This window comes from Streptomyces sp. NPDC104581 (assembly GCF_055583685.1).
The window spans coordinates 39,460-58,869 of record NZ_JBVJNN010000018.1; the positions used below are offsets into that span (position 1 = coordinate 39,460).

At 69.9% G+C, this 19,410-nt stretch carries 19 protein-coding genes; 10 read left to right on the top strand and 9 right to left on the bottom strand.

Annotated elements, in window-relative coordinates; genetic code table 11:
- Nucleotides 1-35 precede the first annotated feature (35 nt).
- From ACZ61E_RS16965 to trxA, 5 genes are all read left to right on the top strand, one after another.
- Nucleotides 36-1,817, top strand: coding sequence for a protein kinase family protein (locus tag ACZ61E_RS16965; RefSeq protein ID WP_469700404.1), 1,782 nt, complete (start codon nt 36-38; stop codon nt 1,815-1,817).
- A gap of 28 nt (nt 1,818-1,845) precedes the next feature.
- Nucleotides 1,846-2,631 (top strand): RNA polymerase sigma factor SigM, encoded by a 786-nt coding sequence (gene sigM, locus ACZ61E_RS16970; protein ID WP_469700405.1) that lies wholly within the window; start codon nt 1,846-1,848, stop codon nt 2,629-2,631.
- On the top strand, nt 2,628-3,641 hold the full coding sequence (locus tag ACZ61E_RS16975) for an anti-sigma factor family protein (protein ID WP_469700406.1): 1,014 nt from the start codon (nt 2,628-2,630) through the stop codon (nt 3,639-3,641). Before sigM ends, ACZ61E_RS16975 begins: the two co-directional genes overlap by 4 nt.
- 126 nt (nt 3,642-3,767) lie before the next feature.
- The gene (gene trxB, locus ACZ61E_RS16980; protein WP_469700407.1) at nt 3,768-4,742 is read left to right on the top strand and encodes a thioredoxin-disulfide reductase; all 975 of its coding nucleotides are present in this window, start codon (nt 3,768-3,770) and stop codon (nt 4,740-4,742) included.
- 43 nt (nt 4,743-4,785) lie between these two features.
- The gene (trxA, locus tag ACZ61E_RS16985; protein WP_469700408.1) at nt 4,786-5,115 is read left to right on the top strand and encodes a thioredoxin; all 330 of its coding nucleotides are present in this window, start codon (nt 4,786-4,788) and stop codon (nt 5,113-5,115) included.
- Nucleotides 5,116-5,234: 119 nt separating this feature from the next.
- Here trxA and ACZ61E_RS16990 read toward each other — a convergent pair whose 3' ends face one another.
- From ACZ61E_RS16990 to rpmH, 9 genes are all read right to left on the bottom strand, one after another.
- Entirely contained in the window at nt 5,235-5,852 is a 618-nt protein-coding gene (locus ACZ61E_RS16990) for a GNAT family N-acetyltransferase (protein ID WP_469700409.1), read from the bottom strand.
- A gap of 304 nt (nt 5,853-6,156) precedes the next feature.
- Nucleotides 6,157-7,299, bottom strand: a complete 1,143-nt coding sequence (locus ACZ61E_RS16995; protein WP_469700410.1) for a ParB/RepB/Spo0J family partition protein — start codon at nt 7,297-7,299, stop codon at nt 6,157-6,159.
- Nucleotides 7,296-8,372 carry a ParA family protein gene (locus ACZ61E_RS17000; protein ID WP_164251810.1) on the bottom strand — a complete coding sequence of 359 codons (1,077 nt, stop codon included), beginning with the start codon at nt 8,370-8,372 and terminating at the stop codon, nt 7,296-7,298. The genes ACZ61E_RS16995 and ACZ61E_RS17000 overlap by 4 nt, the downstream gene beginning before the upstream one ends.
- Nucleotides 8,373-8,642: 270 nt before the next feature.
- Nucleotides 8,643-9,359 carry a 16S rRNA (guanine(527)-N(7))-methyltransferase RsmG gene (gene rsmG, locus ACZ61E_RS17005; protein ID WP_469700411.1) on the bottom strand — a complete coding sequence of 239 codons (717 nt, stop codon included), beginning with the start codon at nt 9,357-9,359 and terminating at the stop codon, nt 8,643-8,645.
- A 110-nt stretch (nt 9,360-9,469) separates the two neighbouring features.
- Nucleotides 9,470-9,982: a Jag family protein gene (locus tag ACZ61E_RS17010; RefSeq protein ID WP_469700412.1), complete on the bottom strand. Its 513-nt coding sequence runs from the start codon at nt 9,980-9,982 to the stop codon at nt 9,470-9,472.
- Between the two features lie 62 nt (nt 9,983-10,044).
- A complete protein-coding gene (gene yidC, locus ACZ61E_RS17015; RefSeq protein ID WP_469700413.1) occupies nt 10,045-11,310 on the bottom strand; it encodes a membrane protein insertase YidC in 1,266 nt (421 codons plus the stop codon).
- A 3-nt stretch (nt 11,311-11,313) separates the two neighbouring features.
- Complete coding sequence (yidD, locus tag ACZ61E_RS17020; RefSeq protein ID WP_147873162.1) at nt 11,314-11,679, bottom strand: membrane protein insertion efficiency factor YidD; 366 nt, start codon at nt 11,677-11,679, stop codon at nt 11,314-11,316.
- Nucleotides 11,676-12,047 carry a ribonuclease P protein component gene (gene rnpA, locus ACZ61E_RS17025; protein ID WP_469700414.1) on the bottom strand — a complete coding sequence of 124 codons (372 nt, stop codon included), beginning with the start codon at nt 12,045-12,047 and terminating at the stop codon, nt 11,676-11,678. Before rnpA ends, yidD begins: the two co-directional genes overlap by 4 nt.
- 18 nt (nt 12,048-12,065) lie before the next feature.
- The gene (gene rpmH, locus ACZ61E_RS17030) at nt 12,066-12,203 is read right to left on the bottom strand and encodes a 50S ribosomal protein L34 (protein ID WP_014047156.1); all 138 of its coding nucleotides are present in this window, start codon (nt 12,201-12,203) and stop codon (nt 12,066-12,068) included.
- A 360-nt stretch (nt 12,204-12,563) separates the two neighbouring features.
- Between rpmH and dnaA the strand changes: the two genes are divergently transcribed.
- The 5 genes from dnaA (at nt 12,564) to ACZ61E_RS17055 (ending at nt 19,319) form a co-directional block, all read left to right on the top strand.
- The gene (dnaA, locus tag ACZ61E_RS17035; RefSeq protein ID WP_469700415.1) at nt 12,564-14,372 is read left to right on the top strand and encodes a chromosomal replication initiator protein DnaA; all 1,809 of its coding nucleotides are present in this window, start codon (nt 12,564-12,566) and stop codon (nt 14,370-14,372) included.
- 889 nt (nt 14,373-15,261) lie between these two features.
- Nucleotides 15,262-16,392 carry a DNA polymerase III subunit beta gene (gene dnaN, locus ACZ61E_RS17040; RefSeq protein WP_078079617.1) on the top strand — a complete coding sequence of 377 codons (1,131 nt, stop codon included), beginning with the start codon at nt 15,262-15,264 and terminating at the stop codon, nt 16,390-16,392.
- A gap of 167 nt (nt 16,393-16,559) precedes the next feature.
- The gene (gene gnd, locus ACZ61E_RS17045) at nt 16,560-17,495 is read left to right on the top strand and encodes a phosphogluconate dehydrogenase (NAD(+)-dependent, decarboxylating) (RefSeq protein WP_469700416.1); all 936 of its coding nucleotides are present in this window, start codon (nt 16,560-16,562) and stop codon (nt 17,493-17,495) included.
- A gap of 49 nt (nt 17,496-17,544) precedes the next feature.
- Complete coding sequence (gene recF, locus ACZ61E_RS17050; RefSeq protein ID WP_469700417.1) at nt 17,545-18,681, top strand: DNA replication/repair protein RecF; 1,137 nt, start codon at nt 17,545-17,547, stop codon at nt 18,679-18,681.
- Nucleotides 18,678-19,319, top strand: coding sequence for a DciA family protein (locus ACZ61E_RS17055; RefSeq protein WP_469700418.1), 642 nt, complete (start codon nt 18,678-18,680; stop codon nt 19,317-19,319). Before recF ends, ACZ61E_RS17055 begins: the two co-directional genes overlap by 4 nt.
- Nucleotides 19,320-19,410 lie beyond the last annotated feature (91 nt).

Here is a 19,410-nt window from a genome sequence, read left to right on the forward strand (position 1 = left end):
GACAGTGCGCAACGGATGGGGAGGCAGGAGCGACGGTGGTGGAACGGAGCACGTCCGCCGTCGAGGTGGCCGACAACAGCGGTGACGAACCGCGGGCCACCCAGACGGACGAGGCCACCACCGACGGGGTGGCCGACGGGTTGGCGAAAGCCCAGAAGACCGAGGACTCAGCGGCTGGGACCGGGGATTCGGGGTCCGCGAAGCCGGGCTCCCGGGACAAGGGCCCGGCGAAGCCGAAGGGCAAGGAGCGGCCCAGGGCCGCACCGGCCGTGACGGCGCCCGAGTTGCACAGCGGCCACAAGCTCGCCAGACGCTACCGGCTCGAGGAGTGCGTCACCCGACTGGACGGCTTCAGCAGCTGGCGCGCCGTCGACGAGAAGCTGCGCCGCGCGGTGGGCGTGCACCTCCTGCCCGCCGACCACCCCCGTGCCCGCTCCGTGCTGGCCGCGGCCCGCTCCTCCGCCCTGCTCGGCGATCCCCGCTTCGTCCAGGTCCTCGACGCCGTCGAGGAGGACGACCTCGTCTACGTCGTCCACGAGTGGCTGCCGGACGCGACGGAACTCACCGCGATCCTCGCCGCCGGGCCCATGGAGGCCCACGACGCCTACCAGCTCGTCAGCCAGGTCTCCCAGGCGATGGCCGCCGCGCACCGCGAGGGTCTGGCCCATCTGAAGCTGACCCCCGGCGCCGTACTTCGCAGCTCCACCGGCCAGTACCGGATCCGCGGCCTCGCCGTGAACGCCGCCCTGCGCGGCATCAGCGCCGAACGCCCCCAGCGCACGGACACCGAGGCGATCGGCGCGCTGCTGTACGCGGCGCTGACCCAGCGCTGGCCGTACGAGACGGACGCGTACGGCCTCGCCGGGCTGCCCAAGGGTGTCGGTCTGATCGCTCCCGACCAGGTACGGGCGGGGGTCCACCGCGGCCTCTCCGAGCTCGCCATGCGCGCACTGGTCAACGAGGGCGCCACCGCCTCCCGCCAGGACCCGCCCTGCACCACCCCGGACGAGCTGGCCAAGGCCGTGGCCGGGATGCCCCGCGTCCGCCCTCCCGAGCCGACGTTCACGGCGCCGCCCGAGTACCAGCGCACCACCTACCAGCAGGGCTCGTACGCGCGCCCGGTGACTCCCGTCGGGCAGCCCGCCACCCGGCCCGTCCCCCTCCCGCCGCCGCCCCTCCAGAGCCCTACCGGCAAGGCGCTGAAGTGGACGGTCTCCGCGCTTCTCATCGCCGCGCTGGGGCTGGCCAGTTGGCAGGTCGCCGACCACATGCTCAACCGCAAGAGCTCCGACGGGACCACACAGTCGCAGTCGGTGGACGGCGACCAGGAGAAGCCCGCGCCACGGACCCCGAAGAATCTGAAGATCGCCGGGACCGGGGTGTTCGCACCCGACGGCGACGGTGTGAAGGCGGGGGACGTCCATCTGGCCACGGACGGCGACACCGGCACCGCCTGGATCACCCCGAAGTACTCCGGCTACGCGAACTTCGGCAATCTGCCCAACCGTCGGCAGGGCAGCGGAATAATCGTCGATCTCGGCAGCGTGCAGGACGTGTACGGCGTCGACGTGGCCATGTACCGGGGCGGTCAGAAGGCCGAGGTACTCGCCGCGGGCGAGAACGCCTCGTCGCCCGTCGGTCTGTCGGACTTCCCCCAGCGCATCACCGAACTGGGGCAGACCGACAGCAATCTCAAGGCCGCCCTGGACAAGCCGGTGAGAACGCGGTACGTACTGATCCACATCACGGAACTGGCGCCGGACGGATCCGCCAACCAGTTCCGGGGCGGAATCTCGGAGATCAAGGTCATAGGCTGACCCGCGGACCAGGGGAGGGGGCTCACCGTTGGAAGACGCCACACTCGGCGACGTGAACGACCAGGATCTCCTGGCGCGCCATGTCGCGGGGGACCCCGACGCCTTCGGTGAGCTCGTACGGCGCCACCGCGACCGCCTGTGGGCCGTGGCGCTGCGCACGCTGGGAGACCGCGAGGAAGCCGCCGACGCCGTGCAGGACGCGCTCGTGTCCGCCTTCCGCGCGGCTCATACCTTCCGCGGTCAGTCCGCCGTCACGACCTGGCTGCACCGCATCACCGTCAACGCCTGCCTCGACCGGGCGAGGAAAGCCGCGTCCCGCAAGACGTCGCCCGTGGACGACACGGAGCGTCTGGAGCAGCTGCTCGAACCGGAGGAGTCCGCCGAGGTCCCGGCCGAGCGCCAGGACCTCCACCGCCAGCTTCTCGCCGCCCTCGCCAAGCTGCCCGCCGACCAGCGGGCCGCCCTGGTCCTGGTCGACATGCAGGGGTACCCCGTGGCCGAGGCCGCCCAGGTCCTCGACGTACCCGTCGGGACCATAAAGAGCCGCTGCGCACGCGGACGGGCGCGACTGCTGCCGATGCTCACCCATCTGCGGGAGTACACCGGCGGGGCGGGCGGAACCGGCGGGGCGGGCGGAACGGGCGGTACGGACGCGAGAGCCCGCCTCGGACCGCAACGGAACCGGACGGCGGGCACATCCGTCCAATCGGAGCCGGGACCGGACCACAGAGGGCCGGACGCGGGGAGAGAGACCGGACCAGACGCGGGACCACAGGGTCCTGCCGCCGTGAAGGGAGGAGGTGGGCGAGCGTGACAACCACGACGGGCACGAACGAGCACCCCGACGTCTCGGAGATCTCCGACCTCACGGAGGGCCTGCTCTCCCCCGTGCGGAGCGCCGAGGTACGCGAGCACCTGCACGGCTGCGCACTCTGCGCCGATGTGCACGAGTCGCTGGAGGAGATCCGCGGACTGCTGGGCTCACTGCCCGGCCCGCCGCGGATGCCCGCCGACGTGGCCGCGCGGGTCGACGCCGCACTGGCCGCCGAGGCGCTGCTGAACGCGAGCGGCGATGTTTCACGTGAAACATCGCGCACCGACGACACCGATGCCGCGGCCGACGCCGCCTCACACGAGCCCGAGCGGGACTCCGATCCCGGGCGGAGGGCGGACCGAGAGCCCGAGCCCGCCCGTACCACCGTCACGCGCGGCGCCCCGGCGCCCGGTGCCACCGCCGCCGACGCCCCCCGGGCGGACCGCCCCGCAGGGCGCCCACGGGCGGCCACCGGCCCCGGTCGTGGCCGCCGGCTGCGGCGCCGTCGCGGCGCGATCCTCGGTGCCGTGTTCGGGTCGGCCGCGATCGGGGTGAGCGTCCTGCTCTTCCAGACGGCATCGTCCGGCGGCGGCGACTACAAGGCGGACGCGGGAGCGGCGCAGGCCGACAGCAGCGCGGACGCTTTCTCCGGCACCGGGATCCAGGACAAGGTCCACTCCCTTCTCGCCTCCAGCCCCGCCAGCGGTGTGCCACATATGGCGGAGGGCGGGAGCGAGGGCGAGAACTCCACCAGGGAAGGGACCACCACGGCATCGCCGCGGGCCCTGGCCCAGCTGCCGCCCTGTGTCCAGCAGGCGACGGGCCGTACGGACTCGCCGCTCGCCACCGAGAAGGGCACGTACAACGGCGTCGACGCCTTCCTCGTCGTCCTCTCGGATCCCGTCGACGGCAACGTCGTGCGCGCTTATGTCGTGGATGCCTCCTGCGTCGGTGTTACGCCGCCCGTCAAGGGTGACCTCCTGCTGACGAAGACCTATTCCCGCCACTGACAGACTGCCCCGCGTCGCCGGGACCTCGCGGGAATGCGGGGCCCGTAGGATCCGTTGGGTGGGGTGAGAGTCTGAACCGCCCCCGCCGGCAGTAGCAGACAGTCTGCAGAGACGAGGAAGAAACCCGTGAGCGACGTCCGTAATGTGATCATCATCGGCTCTGGGCCGGCCGGCTACACGGCCGCGCTCTACACCGCACGTGCGTCGCTGCACCCCCTCGTGTTCGAGGGTGCTGTCACGGCGGGTGGCGCGCTGATGAACACCACCGATGTGGAGAACTTCCCCGGCTTCCGCGACGGCATCATGGGTCCCGATCTGATGGACAACATGCGGGCGCAGGCCGAGCGGTTCGGCGCTGAGCTCGTGCCGGACGACATCGTCTCCGTCGATCTGACGGGGGAGATCAAGACGGTCACGGACACGGCGGGCACCGTCCACCGGGCCAAGGCCGTGATCGTCACGACCGGCTCGCAGCACCGCAAGCTCGGGCTGCCCCGCGAGGACGCCCTCTCCGGACGCGGTGTCTCCTGGTGTGCCACGTGTGACGGGTTCTTCTTCAAGGACCAGGACATCGCCGTGATCGGCGGTGGCGACACCGCCATGGAGGAGGCGACCTTCATCTCCCGGTTCGCCAAGTCGGTCACCATCGTCCATCGCCGTGACACCCTGCGGGCCTCCAAGGCCATGCAGGACCGGGCCTTCGCCGACCCGAAGATCCGGTTCGCCTGGGACAGCGCGGTCGAGGAGATCCACGGCGAGCAGAAGCTCTCCGGTCTGACCCTGCGCAACACCAAGAGCGGTGAGACGTCGGAGCTCGCGGTGACCGGGCTGTTCATCGCCGTGGGCCACGACCCGCGCACCGAGCTCTTCAAGGGCCAGCTCGACCTCGACGGCGAGGGTTACCTCACGGTCGACGCGCCCTCGACGCGCACCAACCTCACGGGTGTGTTCGCCGCCGGCGACGTCGTCGACCACACCTACCGTCAGGCGATCACCGCCGCGGGCACCGGCTGTTCCGCGGCCCTCGACGCCGAGCGCTTCCTCTCCGCGCTCGCCGACGGCGAGAAGGCCGCCGAGCCGGAGAAGACCGCGTCCGTCTGACCGTCCCTACCGATCCACACCCCGCGAAGTTAAGGAGGCCGCCGTGGCCGGCGACCTGAAGCACGTGACCGACGAATCGTTCGAGCAGGACGTCCTCAAGAGCGACAAGCCCGTACTGGTGGACTTCTGGGCCGCCTGGTGCGGACCGTGCCGCCAGATCGCTCCGTCGCTCGAGGCCATCGCGGCCGAGCACGGCGACAAGATCGAGGTCGTCAAGCTCAACATCGACGAGAACCCCGCCACCGCCGCCAAGTACGGCGTCATGTCCATCCCGACGCTGAACGTGTACCAGAACGGCGAGGTCGCCAAGACCATCGTCGGTGCCAAGCCCAAGGCCGCCATCGTGCGCGACCTGGAGGGCTTCATCGGCTGAGGCTCCTCGGTGAGCATGTGACACCACAAGTGGCTCACACCGCAGCGCGATGTTTCACGTGAAACGGGCCCGTCCCCCTCTGTCAGGGGGACGGGCCCGTCCCTGTCCGATCCGCGCGATCAGAGCGGTCTGAGCGCGGGATCCTTCTGGACCGCTCCCAGCAGCCTGTCCAGCGCGTGCTCGACGTCTTCCTTCCAGGAGAGCGTCGTCCGCAGATCAAGCCTGAGCCGTGGGTACGCGGGATGCGTCCGTACGGTCTTGAAGCCCACCGCCAGCAGATGATCCGCCGGCAGCACACACGCCGACTCCTTCCAGCGGGCGTCGCCGAACGCCTCGATCGCCTTGAAGTCACGTCGCAGCAGATCCTTCGCGACGGTCTGCACCATCACTCGGCCGAGACCCTGTCCCCGGTAACCCGGCATGATCCAGCCGGTCATCAGCTGTACGGCGTCGGGGGAGACCGGACTCGTCGGAAACGCCGTGGCACGGGGCACATACGCCGGAGGCGCGTACAGAACGAAGCCGACGGGCACGTCGTCCACGTAGACGACCCGGCCGCACGACCCCCACTCCAGCAGGACGGCCGAGATCCAGGCTTCCTTCTCCTCCCGGGCCCTGCCGGCGCCTACCGCCGCTTCTCCCCTGACCGGATCAAGCTCCCAGAAGACGCACTCCCGGCATCGCTCGGGGAGATCGGGAAGGTTGTCCAGCGTGAGCGGTACGAGCCGACGCCCCATCGAGGCAGTTCCTCACTTCCTGCGCCTGCCGCGCCACGAGCCGCGGACAGAGCGCTGCGCTCCCGAAGCAGGCTGCCGACGAAGCCGCCGACGACCCCCAGACCGAGTCCGGCGGACACCAGTCTGCTGCGGCTCACCAATCGCATGGCTCCGCCCTTCCTCTGCGATGGATCAAGGTGGATGCGCCATACCAGAACGCATCGTATCCACCCAGAGGTGCCCCGCACACCGGGGGACGGCAAAGGGCGGGCCGTGTTCCGGTACGCACCGGACAAGGCCCGCCCCGATGGCGGTACGCGGAACCTCAGCGCTCGTCGGGCTCCAGCCCGTTCGACCGGTCCGGTCCGTCCAGGCTCTCGGCTTCGTCTTCTGCCGAATCGGCGAGTCCCCGCTCCAGCACCCGCCCCTCACCCGGCGCGAGCGTGCCGAGGATGCGCTCCAGATCGACCAGCGAGGCGAACTCGACGGTGATCTTCCCCTTCTTCTGACCGAGGTCGACCTTCACCCGGGTCTCGAAGCGGTCCGACAGCCGGGAGGCCAGATCGTTCAGCGCCGGCGACGGCAGGGCGCCGGCCCGCGGGCCCTTCTGCCGGGCCGCGCTCTTGGGCCGTGAGCCCATGAGGGTCACGATCTCCTCGACCGCACGCACCGAAAGCCCCTCGGCCACGATGCGGTGGGCGAGCCGGTCCTGCTCGTCGGAGTCGTCCACCGAGAGCAGCGCCCTGGCGTGCCCGGCCGAGAGCACACCGGCCGCGACCCTGCGCTGTACGGGAAGGGAGAGCCGCAGCAGCCGCAGCGTGTTGGAGACCTGCGGGCGGGAGCGCCCGATCCGGTCGGCCAGCTGGTCGTGCGTGCAGTGGAAGTCCTTGAGCAACTGGTCGTAGGCCATGGCCTCTTCCAGCGGATTCAGTTGTGCGCGGTGCAGGTTCTCCAGGAGCGCGTCCAGGAGCAGCTTCTCGTCCTCGGTGGCCCGGACGATCGCCGGGATGGCCTCCAGACCGGCTTCCCGGCAGGCCCTCCAGCGGCGCTCGCCCATGATGAGCTCGAAGCGCTCCGGACCCAACTGCCTTACGACGATGGGCTGGAGCAGTCCCACCTCCTTGATGGAGGTGACGAGTTCGGCGAGAGCGTCCTCGTCGAACACCTCTCGGGGCTGCCGGGGGTTCGGCGTGATGTAGTCCATCGGTACTTCGGCGAAGTACACGCCCTCCGGCGGGGCCACCTCTGCCGGGGCCGGAGTCTCCTGGGCGGGGATCTCCGCGGCGGTCGGCGCGGTCGACTGCGGCAGCGTCGCCACCTTGGCGGCGGCGATACCCCGTTCCGCCGTCATCACCGATGCGGGTCCCGAGGAGGGCGCGTCCCCGGCGGACGACGCCTGCTTCTCCTGTGGAGCAGGGGGGATCAGCGCATTGAGCCCGCGCCCCAAACCTCTACGTCGGTCGCTCACTGCGTCCCCTCCGAAATGCTCTGCTGACTGTTGCCGATCGCGTGGGCATGCTTGACGTCATAGCTCATGCCGACCCCACGCAGGGCGATTTCACGAGCGGCCTCCAGGTACGACAAGGAGCCGCTGGAACCCGGATCATAAGTCAGTACGGTCTGCCCGTAGCTCGGCGCCTCCGAGATACGCACCGACCGGGGGATACTCGTCCGCAGCACCTCCTCACCGAAGTGACCGCGGACCTCGTCCGCCACCTGGGAGGCGAGCCGGGTCCTGCCGTCGTACATGGTGAGCAGAATCGTGGACACATGCAGGGTGGGGTTCAGATGGGCCCGCACCAGGTCCACGTTCCGGATCAACTGCCCCAGTCCTTCGAGCGCGTAGTACTCGCACTGGATCGGGATCAGCACCTCCGCGCCGGCGACCAGCGCGTTGACGGTCAGCAGACCGAGCGACGGCGGGCAGTCGATCAGGATGTAGTCCAGCGGCTGCTCGTACGCCTCGATCGCGCGCTGAAGACGGCTCTCGCGAGCGACCAGTGACACCAGCTCGATCTCCGCACCGGCGAGGTCGATGGTGGCGGGCGCGCAGAAGAGTCCCTCGACGTCCACGACGGGCTGGACCACCTCGGAGAGCGGCTTGCTCTCCACCAGGACGTCGTAGATGGAGGGGACTTCGGCGTGGTGGTCGATCCCGAGCGCCGTGGAGGCGTTGCCCTGGGGATCGAGGTCCACCACCAGGACGCGCGCGCCGTGGAGCGCGAGCGAGGCGGCGAGGTTGACCGTGGTCGTCGTCTTGCCGACGCCGCCCTTCTGGTTGGCGACCACCATGACCCGCGTCTGCTCGGGGCGTGGCAGGCCCTCACCGGCGCGACCCAGTGCCTCCACGGCCAGCTGGGCTGCACGGCCGATGGGGGTGTCGTCCATCGGGGGCGGCGATGTTTCACGTGAAACATCGCCGCCCGACGACTCGGAACGGGGGCCGGGGACCGGATCGGTCATCGGTCCCGCGATGTTGGCGTCGGACCGCAAGGATTCACTCTCCTCGACTTCAGGCTCGCAATGGGAAGAGCCTGCCATGCTTTCGGGGTCAGGAACCAGCGAGGCCCGTGGTTCTGTGGATGAATCCATATCTGTGGCCAACCCTGTACCCCTTACGAGGGGTTTCTTGCCCCGCGGTGCGGGAGCGGCGCGGCCTCGGCCGATGATGCCCTGCAACAGTGAGCGACGTTTCACGTGAAACACGATGCCCTCGCCGCGGGGCTGGACCGTTACGACACTCCGCAGTGGATGGTCTTGGCTGCTTCGATGGAGCATCACCGGCAGACGTCACCGGCGATGCTCCGGACGTCACCGTCGACGGCGTGCCCGGTCCGCTCGGGCGGCCTTGGCGCGCTTGGCGGCGAACCGAACTCCGCCGGGGCTCTCCCCGACCTCCGCCCGCACCACCGTGGCGGGCGGGTCCACCAGACCCTCACCGACCCGCAGTACCGACGCGTCGATCACACCGAGCTTGCTCAGGGCCGACCGGGCGCCCTTCAGCTCCTCCTCGGCCGTATCCCCCTTGAGGGCCAGCATCTCTCCGTACGGGCGCAGCAGCGGTACGCCCCAGCCGGCCAGCCGGTCCAGCGGTGCCACGGCGCGGGCCGTCACCACATGGACGGGCTGAAGCGTGCCGAGGACCTCCTCGGCACGACCGCGTACGACCGTCACATGGTCCAGGCCCAGCAGCTCGACCACTTCCTGGAGGAAGTTCGTCCGCCGCAACAGCGGCTCCAGCAGGGTGATCCGGAGATCCGGCCGCACCAGCGCCAGCGGGATTCCCGGCAGCCCCGCTCCCGAGCCGACGTCACAGACGCTCACACCCTCGGGCACGACCTCGGAGAGCACCGCACAGTTCATCAGGTGCCGCTCCCAGAGGCGCGGCACCTCGCGCGGCCCGATGAGGCCGCGGGTGACCCCCGCGTCAGCGAGGAGCTCCGCGTACCGGACGGCCGCCGGGAAGGCGTCGCCGAACACCGTCCTCGCCTCTTCCGGTGCGGGGGGAAGCTCTTCTGCTTCCGTCACGGGAACCGTCCTTCCGTTCTGAACCACCGGACCGTGGCTCATGGTCACTGTCTCGCTGACAAAGTTCGGCCCCGCCTGTGGACAGACGGGGCCGAGAACCGAGAGAACGCTCAGGCAGGGAGCACGACGACGAAGCGCTGCGGCTCCTCGCCCTCGGACTCGCTGCGCAGTCCGGCCGCCGCCACGGCATCGTGCACGACCTTGCGCTCGAAGGGCGTCATGGGATTCAGCTTCACCGGCTCACCGGTGCGCTTCACCTCGTCGGCCGTCCTGGCGCCCAGCTCGGCGAGCTCCGTGCGCTTCTTCGCCCGGAAGCCGCCGATGTCCAGCATGAGCCTGCTGCGGTCGCCGGTCTCCCGGTGCACCGCCAGCCGCGTCAGCTCCTGGAGGGCTTCGAGCACCTCGCCGTCCCGCCCGACGAGCTTCTGCAGATCACGGCCGCTCACATCGCTGATGATCGAGACAGCGGCCCGGTCGGCCTCGACGTCCATGTCGATGTCGCCGTCCAGGTCGGCGATGTCGAGCAGACCTTCGAGGTAGTCGGCCGCGATCTCCCCCTCCTGCTCAAGACGGGTGAGGGTGTCGCTGCCCTCGGCGGCGGCGGAGATGGTGCCTTCCGACACGGATGGACTCCTTATTACTACGGGCCTGCTACAGGCTGGCCACGGGCTTCGGGGCGCTGCGCTTACTTCTTGGTCGGGTGCTTGGGCCGCTGCTGGCCCTTGCGCGGCCCGGACTTCGCCCGTGCGGCCCCGTTGCCGGTCTTGCGCGCCGGCTTGGGCTGGCCGTCCTGTGGCTCGTCCTTCTGCAACGACGTCTTCGGCGCCTCGTCGATGGCGTCGGAGGTCTTGGCTCCCGACGCCCTGGCCGTGGTCTGCTGACCGCCGGCCTGGCGCTTCGACTTGGGCTGGCGCTTGGGCTGCTGGCGCTTCGTCGCGTGCGACTCGCCCTCGGGCAGCGCCTCGCCCTTGATCACGGTGCCGTCGGCCTGCGCGACAAGCCCACTCTTCGAGAGGCTGTTGATGAACTTGCGCTCGTTGTCGTTGCGGTCGGGGCCCTTGGCCACGATCGCCGAGACGATGTTGCGCCTGCGCTTCGAGCGGACCTCGTTGTGCGCGGTGATGCCCTTGAGCAGCCGCTGGAGGTACTGGTCCTGGGCCTTGCTGCCCGGCGTCGGGTTCTGGTTGATCACGTACATCTGCTGGCCCATGGTCCACAGGTTGGTGGTCAGCCAGTAGACGAGGACACCGACGGGGAAGTTGATGCCCATGACCATGAAGATCACGGGGAAGATGTACATGAGCATCTTCTGCTGCTGCATGTACGGCGTCTTGACCGTCAGGTCGACGTTCTTCGTCATCAGCTGGCGCTGCGTGTAGAACTGCGACGCCGACATCAGGACGATCATGATCGCGGTGACGATGCGCACGGAGGTCAGCGTCGCGTCCAGGTTGGCGACCTTGTCGGCGCTGTCCGTGAACTTGGCCGCGAGCGGGGCGCCGAAGATGTGGGCCTGGCGCGCGCTGTCGAGCAGCGACTGGTTGATGACACCGACCGTCTTGCCCGACGCGATGCTGGAGAGCACGTGGTACAGGGCGAAGAAGAACGGTGACTGCGCCAGGATGGGCAGGCACGAGGAGAGCGGGTTGGTACCCGTCTCCTTGTACAGCTTCATCATCTCTTCGGACTGGCGCTGCTTGTCGTTCTTGTAGCGCTCCTGGATGGCCTTCATCTTGGGCTGAAGGACCTGCATGTTCCGGGTCGACTTGATCTGCTTGACGAACAGCGGGATCAGACAGATCCGGATCAGGACCACGAGGGACACGATGGACAGTCCCCAGGCCCAGCCGGTGTCGGGGCCGAAGATCGCCCCGTACACACTGTGGAACTGGACGATGACCCAGGAGACGGGCGTGGTGATGAAACTGAAGAAACTGGCAATCGTGTCCACTAATCAAGCTCCTTGAGCATTGGACGAGGTCTCTGCGGCCGGACTCGGGGTTTCGGGGGCCGAGGCCGAATCCCCGGAAGGCACGCCGGCGGCGGACTGCCCGCCCTTGGTGCCGCGCCACGCGTTGCGCAGCAGTTCATGCCACCGCGGGCGCTTGCGCGGCGGGACATGGTCCACACCGCCTGGCGACCACGGATTGCACCGCAGAATGCGCCAGGCCGTCAGACCGGTGCCCTTGATCGCGCCGTGCCGGTCGATGGCCGTGTAGCCGTAGTGGGAACACGACGGGTAGTACCGGCAGACGGGCCCGAGCAACGGGCTGATCGTCCACTGGTACAGCTTGATCAGAGCCAGCAGCGGGTACTTCATCGCGCGCCCCCTCCCAGCAGCCGCTCAAGAGCGGCATCCAGGTCTCGGGCCAGCTGTGCATGGTCGGCGTCGCCCGCGCCGGGCAGCGCTCGTACGACAACCAGGCTACCGGGGGCCAGCCGGGGCAGCCGATCGCGTATGAGATGGCGGAGCTTCCGCTTCACCCGCGTCCGTACGACGGCTCCGCCGACGGCTTTGCTTACGACGAAACCCGCCCGCGTCGGGAGGTCACTCTCCCCCGGCGCGTGCGGGCCCGTAGAACCGCTGCGTAGATGTACGACAAGAAGCGGGCGTCCGGCCCGGCGTCCCCGGCGTACCGCGGTCGCGAAATCCTCGCGCCGCCTCAGCCGATTCTCGGTAGGCAGCACGTCATAACCTGTAGACGATCAGGCGGACAGGTTGGCGCGACCCTTGCCACGGCGGTTCGCGAGAATCGCGCGGCCGGCGCGGGTGCGCATGCGGAGCCGGAAGCCGTGGGTCTTGGCACGACGACGGTTGTTCGGCTGGAAGGTGCGCTTGCTCACTCGGGGGCTCCAGAAATGATGGTGGGAAGGCGGCAAATCGCCTGGCTGTCACCGTGCGCCCACGAGTAGCTCGCGATTACGCCCGAGTGCACCGCTTCACGACCACGGATCGTGATCCTTGCCCATCGGAGGCAGGCGGCAGCAGCCATCGACAACTCGACCTGGTCACGGTACGCGCGGCTACGCCATACGGTCAAACCAGCCAGCTGCCACGTTCCATTATGCACAGCCTGTGGACAACAACTTGAACCGCGCGGGTCGGCCTGACTACCGTGACCGGACTCCGGATTCTTTTCCGCCGGTCTTCCCACCCCGTCCCGAGAACCACACATTCGTGGGACCAGCGAGAGAGCGTGCCCTGTGGCTGACGTACCTGCCGATCTTGCCGCAGTGTGGCCACGAGTGCTGGAGCAGCTCCTCAGGGAGGGCCAGCAGGGGGTCGAGCCCAAGGACAAACAGTGGGTCGAGCGCTGCCAGCCGCTCGCCCTGGTGGCCGACACCGCGCTGCTGGCCGTGCCCAACGAATGGGGCAAGCGCGTCCTGGAGGGCCGTCTCGCCCCGCTCATCAGCGAGACCCTGAGCCGCGAGTGCGGCCGGCCGATCCGTATCGCCATCACGGTCGACGACTCGGCGGGCGAGCCCGCGCCGCTGCCGCAGCAGAGCCGCTACCAGAACGCGCGGCACGACGACGGGCGCGATCCACTCGACGCCCGCGACTCCCGGCACGACGACCCGCGTCCGGACGACTCCCGGCACGACGACATGCGCCCGGACACCGGCTACCACCCCTACGGGCGCCGCTCCGACGACGACGGCATGCCGACGGCCAGGCCCGCGTACCCCGACTACCAGCAGCAGCGCCCCGACCCCGGCGCCTGGCCCCGGACACAGGAGGACCTGTCCTGGCAGCAGCAGCGGCTCGGCGGCTTCCACGACCGTGACCCGTACGCGACCGCCCGGCCGCAGCAGCCCCAGCACGACTACCGGCCGCCGCAGTCGGCGGAGAGCAGGCCGTACGAGCAGCAGCGCGCCGAGCGGCACGACCCGGACCCGCAGCAGCCGCGGCACGCCGGCCGGGGCGGGACGACCGGACCGCTCGGCGCGCAGGCGTCGCCGCCGCCGGGACCGGGTGAGCATCACGCGCGCCTCAACCCCAAGTACCTCTTCGACACCTTCGTCATCGGGGCGTCGAACCGGTTCGCGCACGCGGCGGCCGTCGCCGTCGCGGAGGCGCCGGCCAAGGCGTACAACCCGCTCTTCATCTACGGCGAGTCCGGCCTCGGCAAGACGCACCTGCTGCACGCCATCGGTCACTACGCGCGCAGCCTCTACCCCGGCACGCGGGTGCGGTACGTGAGTTCGGAGGAGTTCACCAACGAGTTCATCAACTCCATCCGCGACGGCAAGGGCGACACCTTCCGCAAGCGCTACCGGGACGTCGACATCCTGCTCGTCGACGACATCCAGTTCCTGGCGAGCAAGGAGTCGACGCAGGAGGAGTTCTTCCACACCTTCAACACGCTCCACAACGCCAACAAGCAGATCGTGCTGTCCTCGGACCGGCCGCCCAAGCAGCTGATCACCCTGGAGGACCGGCTGCGCAACCGCTTCGAGTGGGGTCTGACCACCGACGTGCAGCCGCCGGAGCTGGAGACGCGTATCGCGATCCTCCGTAAGAAGGCGGTCCAGGAGCAGCTGAACGCGCCACCGGAGGTACTGGAGTTCATCGCCTCGCGGATCTCGCGCAACATCCGGGAACTGGAGGGCGCGCTGATCCGGGTGACGGCGTTCGCCTCGCTCAACCGGCAGCCGGTGGACCTCGGGCTGACCGAGATCGTGCTCAAGGACCTCATCCCGGGTGGCGAGGACTCGGCCCCCGAGATCACCGCGGGCGCCATCATGGCGGCGACGGCCGACTACTTCGGGCTGACCGTGGAGGACCTCTGCGGATCGTCGCGCAGCCGGGTGCTGGTGACGGCCCGGCAGATCGCGATGTACCTCTGCCGTGAGCTGACCGACCTGTCGCTGCCCAAGATCGGCGCCCAGTTCGGCAACCGCGACCACACGACCGTGATGCACGCGGACCGGAAGATCCGCGCGCTGATGGCCGAGCGGCGCTCCATCTACAACCAGGTCACCGAACTCACCAACCGCATCAAGAACGGCTGACGCGACCGGCCGACGCCTCACGGCCGGCCCTGCGGGCGCTTCGGGACACCGTCCCGGGGCGCCCTTCGTCATGTCCGGCGGTTGATCGGGGCACGACCGGCGCTCAACCGCTGTTCGAATACGGGCCGTCGAGGGCCGTTTCTCCACAGAGAACGGCCCTGTCGGCCGTCCACACCCTGGGGATCGATAAGTTGTCCAGACTGCGTCCACAGGCGGGCCGACCGGGATTGGATCATGCCAGGTCAGACCCCTGGGGATTTGTGGCCAACTCTCCTCCACAGCCTGTGGACAGTTTTCCCGCCCACAGGACCGGCGTCCGGTTGTCCACCGGCGGCCCACAGGCAGCGGCCCGTTGCCCACAGCTTCGGCCCGCTTCTCCACACCGCTGTCCACTGTTCGGCAACGAAACACGTCTGTTCACCGTGTCGAGTGAAAGGCGTCACACCGAGGTTGTCCCGGACCCTGTGGGGAACGTCGGAAAAGCTGGGGACGACCCTGGGGAGAAGTCGGGGTGCCCTGTGCACCGGCTGTGCAGAACTTTCGGCTGTCCACAGAGCGACGGGGTTGTCCACCGTCGGCGCCCACAGGACCGGTGGACAAAAAAGCGGCTCTGAGCTGCGAAAACGACGTTATCCACGGAATCCACAGGCCCTACTACTACTAACACCTGGAGTTACCTGGGAATCCGTTTGGAAGTGGGTGCTGTGCACAACTCGGCGCCGGACCGCGCCCGGCCGGTTGTCGCGACTTGACCCCGAGCAGCACCGAGTGTCGGTGCCGTACGTCAGACTGGTCCCCGGCAACCTCACCCTGCCCACGGCGGAGTGAGCTCATGCCGACGACGTAGAAGGCCGGCAGGGCGAGTCAGCAACAGCAGGAGGCGGTTCCGGTGAAGATCCGGGTGGAGCGCGATGTACTGGCGGAGGCGGTGGCCTGGGTGGCCCGCAGCCTCCCGGCCCGTCCGCCGGCCCCCGTTCTCGCGGGCCTTCTGCTGAAGGCCGAGGAGGGCGCGCTCAGCTTCTCCAGCTTCGACTACGAGGTCTCGGCCCGGGTCTCGGTGGACGCCGAGGTGGAGGAGGACGGCACCGTCCTCGTCTCCGGCCGGCTCCTCGCCGACATCTGCCGCGCCCTCCCCAACCGGCCGGTGGAGATTTCCACAGACGGTGTACGGGCGACGGTGGTCTGCGGCTCCTCCCGGTTCACCCTGCACACACTGCCTGTGGACGAGTACCCGGCGCTGCCGCAGATGCCGACCGCCACCGGCACCGTGCCCGGCGAGGTCTTCGCCTCCGCCGCCGCCCAGGTGGCCATCGCCGCCGGCCGTGACGACACGCTCCCGGTGCTCACCGGCGTGCGGATCGAGATCGAGGGCGACACCGTCACGCTCGCCTCGACCGACCGCTACCGCTTCGCGGTCCGCGACTTCCTGTGGAAGCCGGAGGTCTCCGACATCTCCGCGGTAGCCCTGGTGCCCGCCAAGACGCTCCTGGACACCGCGAAGGCGCTCACCAGCGGCGACACCGTCACGCTGGCGCTCTCGGGCTCCGGCGCGGGCGAGGGGCTGATCGGATTCGAGGGCGCGGGCCGGCGGACGACCACACGGCTGCTCGAAGGCGACCTCCCGAAGTACCGGACGCTGTTCCCGACGGAGTTCAACTCGGTCGCGGTGATCGAGACGGCGCCGTTCGTCGAGGCCGTCAAGCGCGTGGCGCTGGTCGCCGAGCGCAACACCCCCGTGCGGCTCAGCTTCGAGCAGGGCGTGCTCATCCTCGAAGCGGGTTCCAGCGACGACGCACAGGCTGTGGAGAGGGTCGACGCGAAGCTCGACGGCGACGACATCTCGATCGCCTTCAACCCGACGTTCCTGCTCGACGGCCTCAGCGCCATCGACTCGCCGGTCGCGCAGCTGTCCTTCACGACCTCCACCAAGCCGGCGCTCCTCAGCGGGAAGCCGGCGCTGGACGCCGAGGCCGACGACGCGTACAAGTACCTGATCATGCCGGTGCGGCTGTCGGGCTGATCACGTGTCCCGCCGTCCCGCCGGACCGACGGTGCGCCGCCCACGGCCGGGGCGGTGCCGTCGAGCCGTCCCGGCGGGCCCGGCGTAGGCTCGGGCCGGGGCCGCGGCACCGTCGCCGCCCGCCCCGCGCCTGAACGACTGTCGGCTCAACGCTTAAGGAACCATTGATGGAGCTCGGTCTCGTCGGCCTCGGCAAGATGGGCGGCAACATGCGCGAGCGCATCCGCCGCGCAGGCCACACCGTCATCGGATACGACCGGAACGCGGACGTCGCGGACGTCCACAGCCTCGAAGAGCTGGTGAGCACGCTCAAGGCTCCCCGCGTCGTCTGGGTGATGGTCCCCTCCGGTGCGGCGACGCAGTCCACGATCGACGAGCTGGCGGGGCTGCTGTCCCCCGGCGACGTGGTCGTGGACGGCGGCAACTCACGCTGGACGGACGACGAGAAGCACGCCGTGGAGCTCGGCATCAAGGGCGTCGGCTTCGTCGACTGCGGAGTCTCCGGCGGTGTCTGGGGCCTGAAGAACGGCTACGCGCTGATGTACGGCGGCGACGCCGAGCACGTGGCGAAGGTCCAGCCGATCTTCGACGCCCTGAAGCCGGAGGGCGACCGCGGCTCGGTCCACGCGGGCAAGGTCGGCGCCGGCCACTTCGCCAAGATGGTCCACAACGGCATCGAGTACGCCATGATGCAGGCCTACGCCGAGGGCTGGGAGCTGCTGGAGAAGGTCGACTCGGTCACCGACGTCCGCGAGGTCTTCCGCTCCTGGCAGGACGGCACGGTCATCCGTTCCTGGCTGCTGGACCTGGCGGTCAACGCGCTGGACGGCGACGAGCACCTGGACGCCCTCCGGGGATACGCGGACGACTCCGGTGAGGGCCGGTGGACGGTCGAGGCGGCCATCGACCACGCGGTGCCCCTGCCCGCGATCACGGCGTCGCTGTTCGCCCGGTTCGCGTCCCGGCAGGACGACTCGCCGCAGATGAAGATGGTCGCCGCGCTGCGCAACCAGTTCGGTGGCCACGCGGTCGAGCAGGCGGACGAGAGCAAGCCGGGCAAGCCCGGTAAGCCCGTCAAGCCGGCCGGTCCCAAGAACAAGTAGCAGCCGCTCGCACACGCGGCGGCGCCAGAGCGGGAGGTCGGCGCGGTCCATGCACGTCACCCATCTGTCGCTGGCCGACTTCCGCTCGTACGCTCGGATCGAGGTGCCGCTCGATCCGGGCGTCACCGTGTTCGTGGGGGCGAACGGGCAGGGGAAGACCAATCTGGTCGAGGCCGTCGGCTATCTCGCCTCGCTCGGCAGCCACCGTGTCTCCTCGGACACCCCGCTGGTGCGGATGGGCGCGGAGCGCGCGGTGATCCGGGCCGCCGTGACCCAGGGCGAGCGCTCGCAGCTGATCGAGCTCGAACTCAATCCGGGCCGCGCGAACAGGGCCAGGATCAACAGGTCCTCGCAGGTCAGACCGCGTGATGTGCTGGGGATAGTACGGACGGTGCTGTTTGCACCGGAGGACCTGGCGCTGGTGAAGGGCGACCCCGGTGAGCGGCGCCGCTTCCTCGACGAGCTGATCACGGCGCGCTCCCCGCGCATGGCGGGCGTGCGCTCCGACTACGACCGGGTGCTCAAGCAGCGCAACACCCTGCTGAAGTCGGCGGCGATGGCCCGGCGGCACGGCGGCCGCGGCATGGATCTCTCCACGCTCGACGTGTGGGACCAGCATCTGGCCCAGGTGGGCGCGGAGTTGCTGGCGCAGCGGATGGATCTGATCGAGACGCTTCAGCCGCTGACGGACAAGGCGTACGAGCAACTGGCGCCCGGCGGGGGTCCGGTGGCGCTGGAGTACCGCTCCTCCTCCGCCGGTTCCGACGCCGGTGAGGTGCCGCGTTCCCGTGAGGAGCTGTACGCGCGGCTGATGGAGGCGCTGGCGGGGACACGCAAGCAGGAGATCGAGCGGGGGGTCACGCTGGTGGGTCCGCACCGGGACGAACTGCTGCTGAAGCTCGGCCAGTTGCCGGCCAAGGGGTACGCGAGCCACGGCGAGTCCTGGTCGTACGCGTTGGCCCTGCGGCTGGCCTCGTACGACCTGCTGCGCGCCGAGGGCAACGAGCCGGTGCTGGTCCTCGACGACGTCTTCGCGGAACTGGACGCGCGGCGCCGGGAGCGGCTGGCGGAGCTGGTCGCGCCGGGTGAGCAGGTGCTGGTCACGGCCGCGGTGGACGACGACGTGCCGGGGGTTCTGGCCGGGGCGCGGTACACGGTGGCCGACGGCACCGTGGAGCGGACATGAAGGGCCCCGAGCGCCCGGAGCGGCCCGCGGGGACCGGTGTGCCCGCCACGCCGCCCGGTCCGGCCGCCGGGAGCGCGGGACCGCCGCCGGTGCCCGGTCCGGCCGCCGAGTCGGTGCCCGCCGAGTCGTCGGGCACCGAGTCGTCGGGCGTCGATCTGGCCCGGGTGGCGCTGCGTGCGGCGAAGGAGCAGGCGCGGGCCCGTGGCGCGGCGGCCCAGCAGAAGAAGCAGGCCCGCCGGGGCGGCGGTCTGCGCTCGGGCTCGGGGGCCGACGGCCGCGATCCGCTGTCGCTGGGTGCCGCGATCAACCGGCTGATCACCGAGCGCGGCTGGGAGACGCCCGCAGCCGTGGGCGGTGTGATGGGCCGCTGGCCGCAGATCGTGGGCGACGACCTGGCCAAGCACTGTGTGCCCGAGCGGTACGAGGAGGACGAGCGGATCCTGACGGTGGTCTGCGACTCGACGGCCTGGGCGACACAGCTGCGGCTGCTGGCCCCGCGCCTGGTGGCCCGGCTGAACGAGGATCTGGGGCACGGCACGGTGAAGGTGATCAAGGTGCGCGGTCCGGGCGGCCCTTCGCGGCGCTTCGGCGCGCTGCGGGCGCCCGGCAGCAGGGGTCCGGGGGACACGTACGGCTGAGCGCGCCCCCGCTCACGGGGGCGTACGGCTCACGCGGGCCCGCGCCGGGACCGCCGGTGGCCGGGCGGGCCCGTACGGCTGAGCGGGAGCG

Coding starts and splice junctions, on each gene's coding strand:
- gnd (WP_469700416.1), top strand. CDS start 16,560: ATGGAGCTCGGTCTCGTCGGCCTCGGCAAGATGGGCGGCAACATGCGC.
- ACZ61E_RS17000 (WP_164251810.1), bottom strand. CDS start 8,372: ATGGCAGGCTCTTCCCATTGCGAGCCTGAAGTCGAGGAGAGTGAATCC.
- yidD (WP_147873162.1), bottom strand. CDS start 11,679: ATGAAGTACCCGCTGCTGGCTCTGATCAAGCTGTACCAGTGGACGATC.
- recF (WP_469700417.1), top strand. CDS start 17,545: ATGCACGTCACCCATCTGTCGCTGGCCGACTTCCGCTCGTACGCTCGG.
- ACZ61E_RS16990 (WP_469700409.1), bottom strand. CDS start 5,852: ATGGGGCGTCGGCTCGTACCGCTCACGCTGGACAACCTTCCCGATCTC.
- ACZ61E_RS17055 (WP_469700418.1), top strand. CDS start 18,678: ATGAAGGGCCCCGAGCGCCCGGAGCGGCCCGCGGGGACCGGTGTGCCC.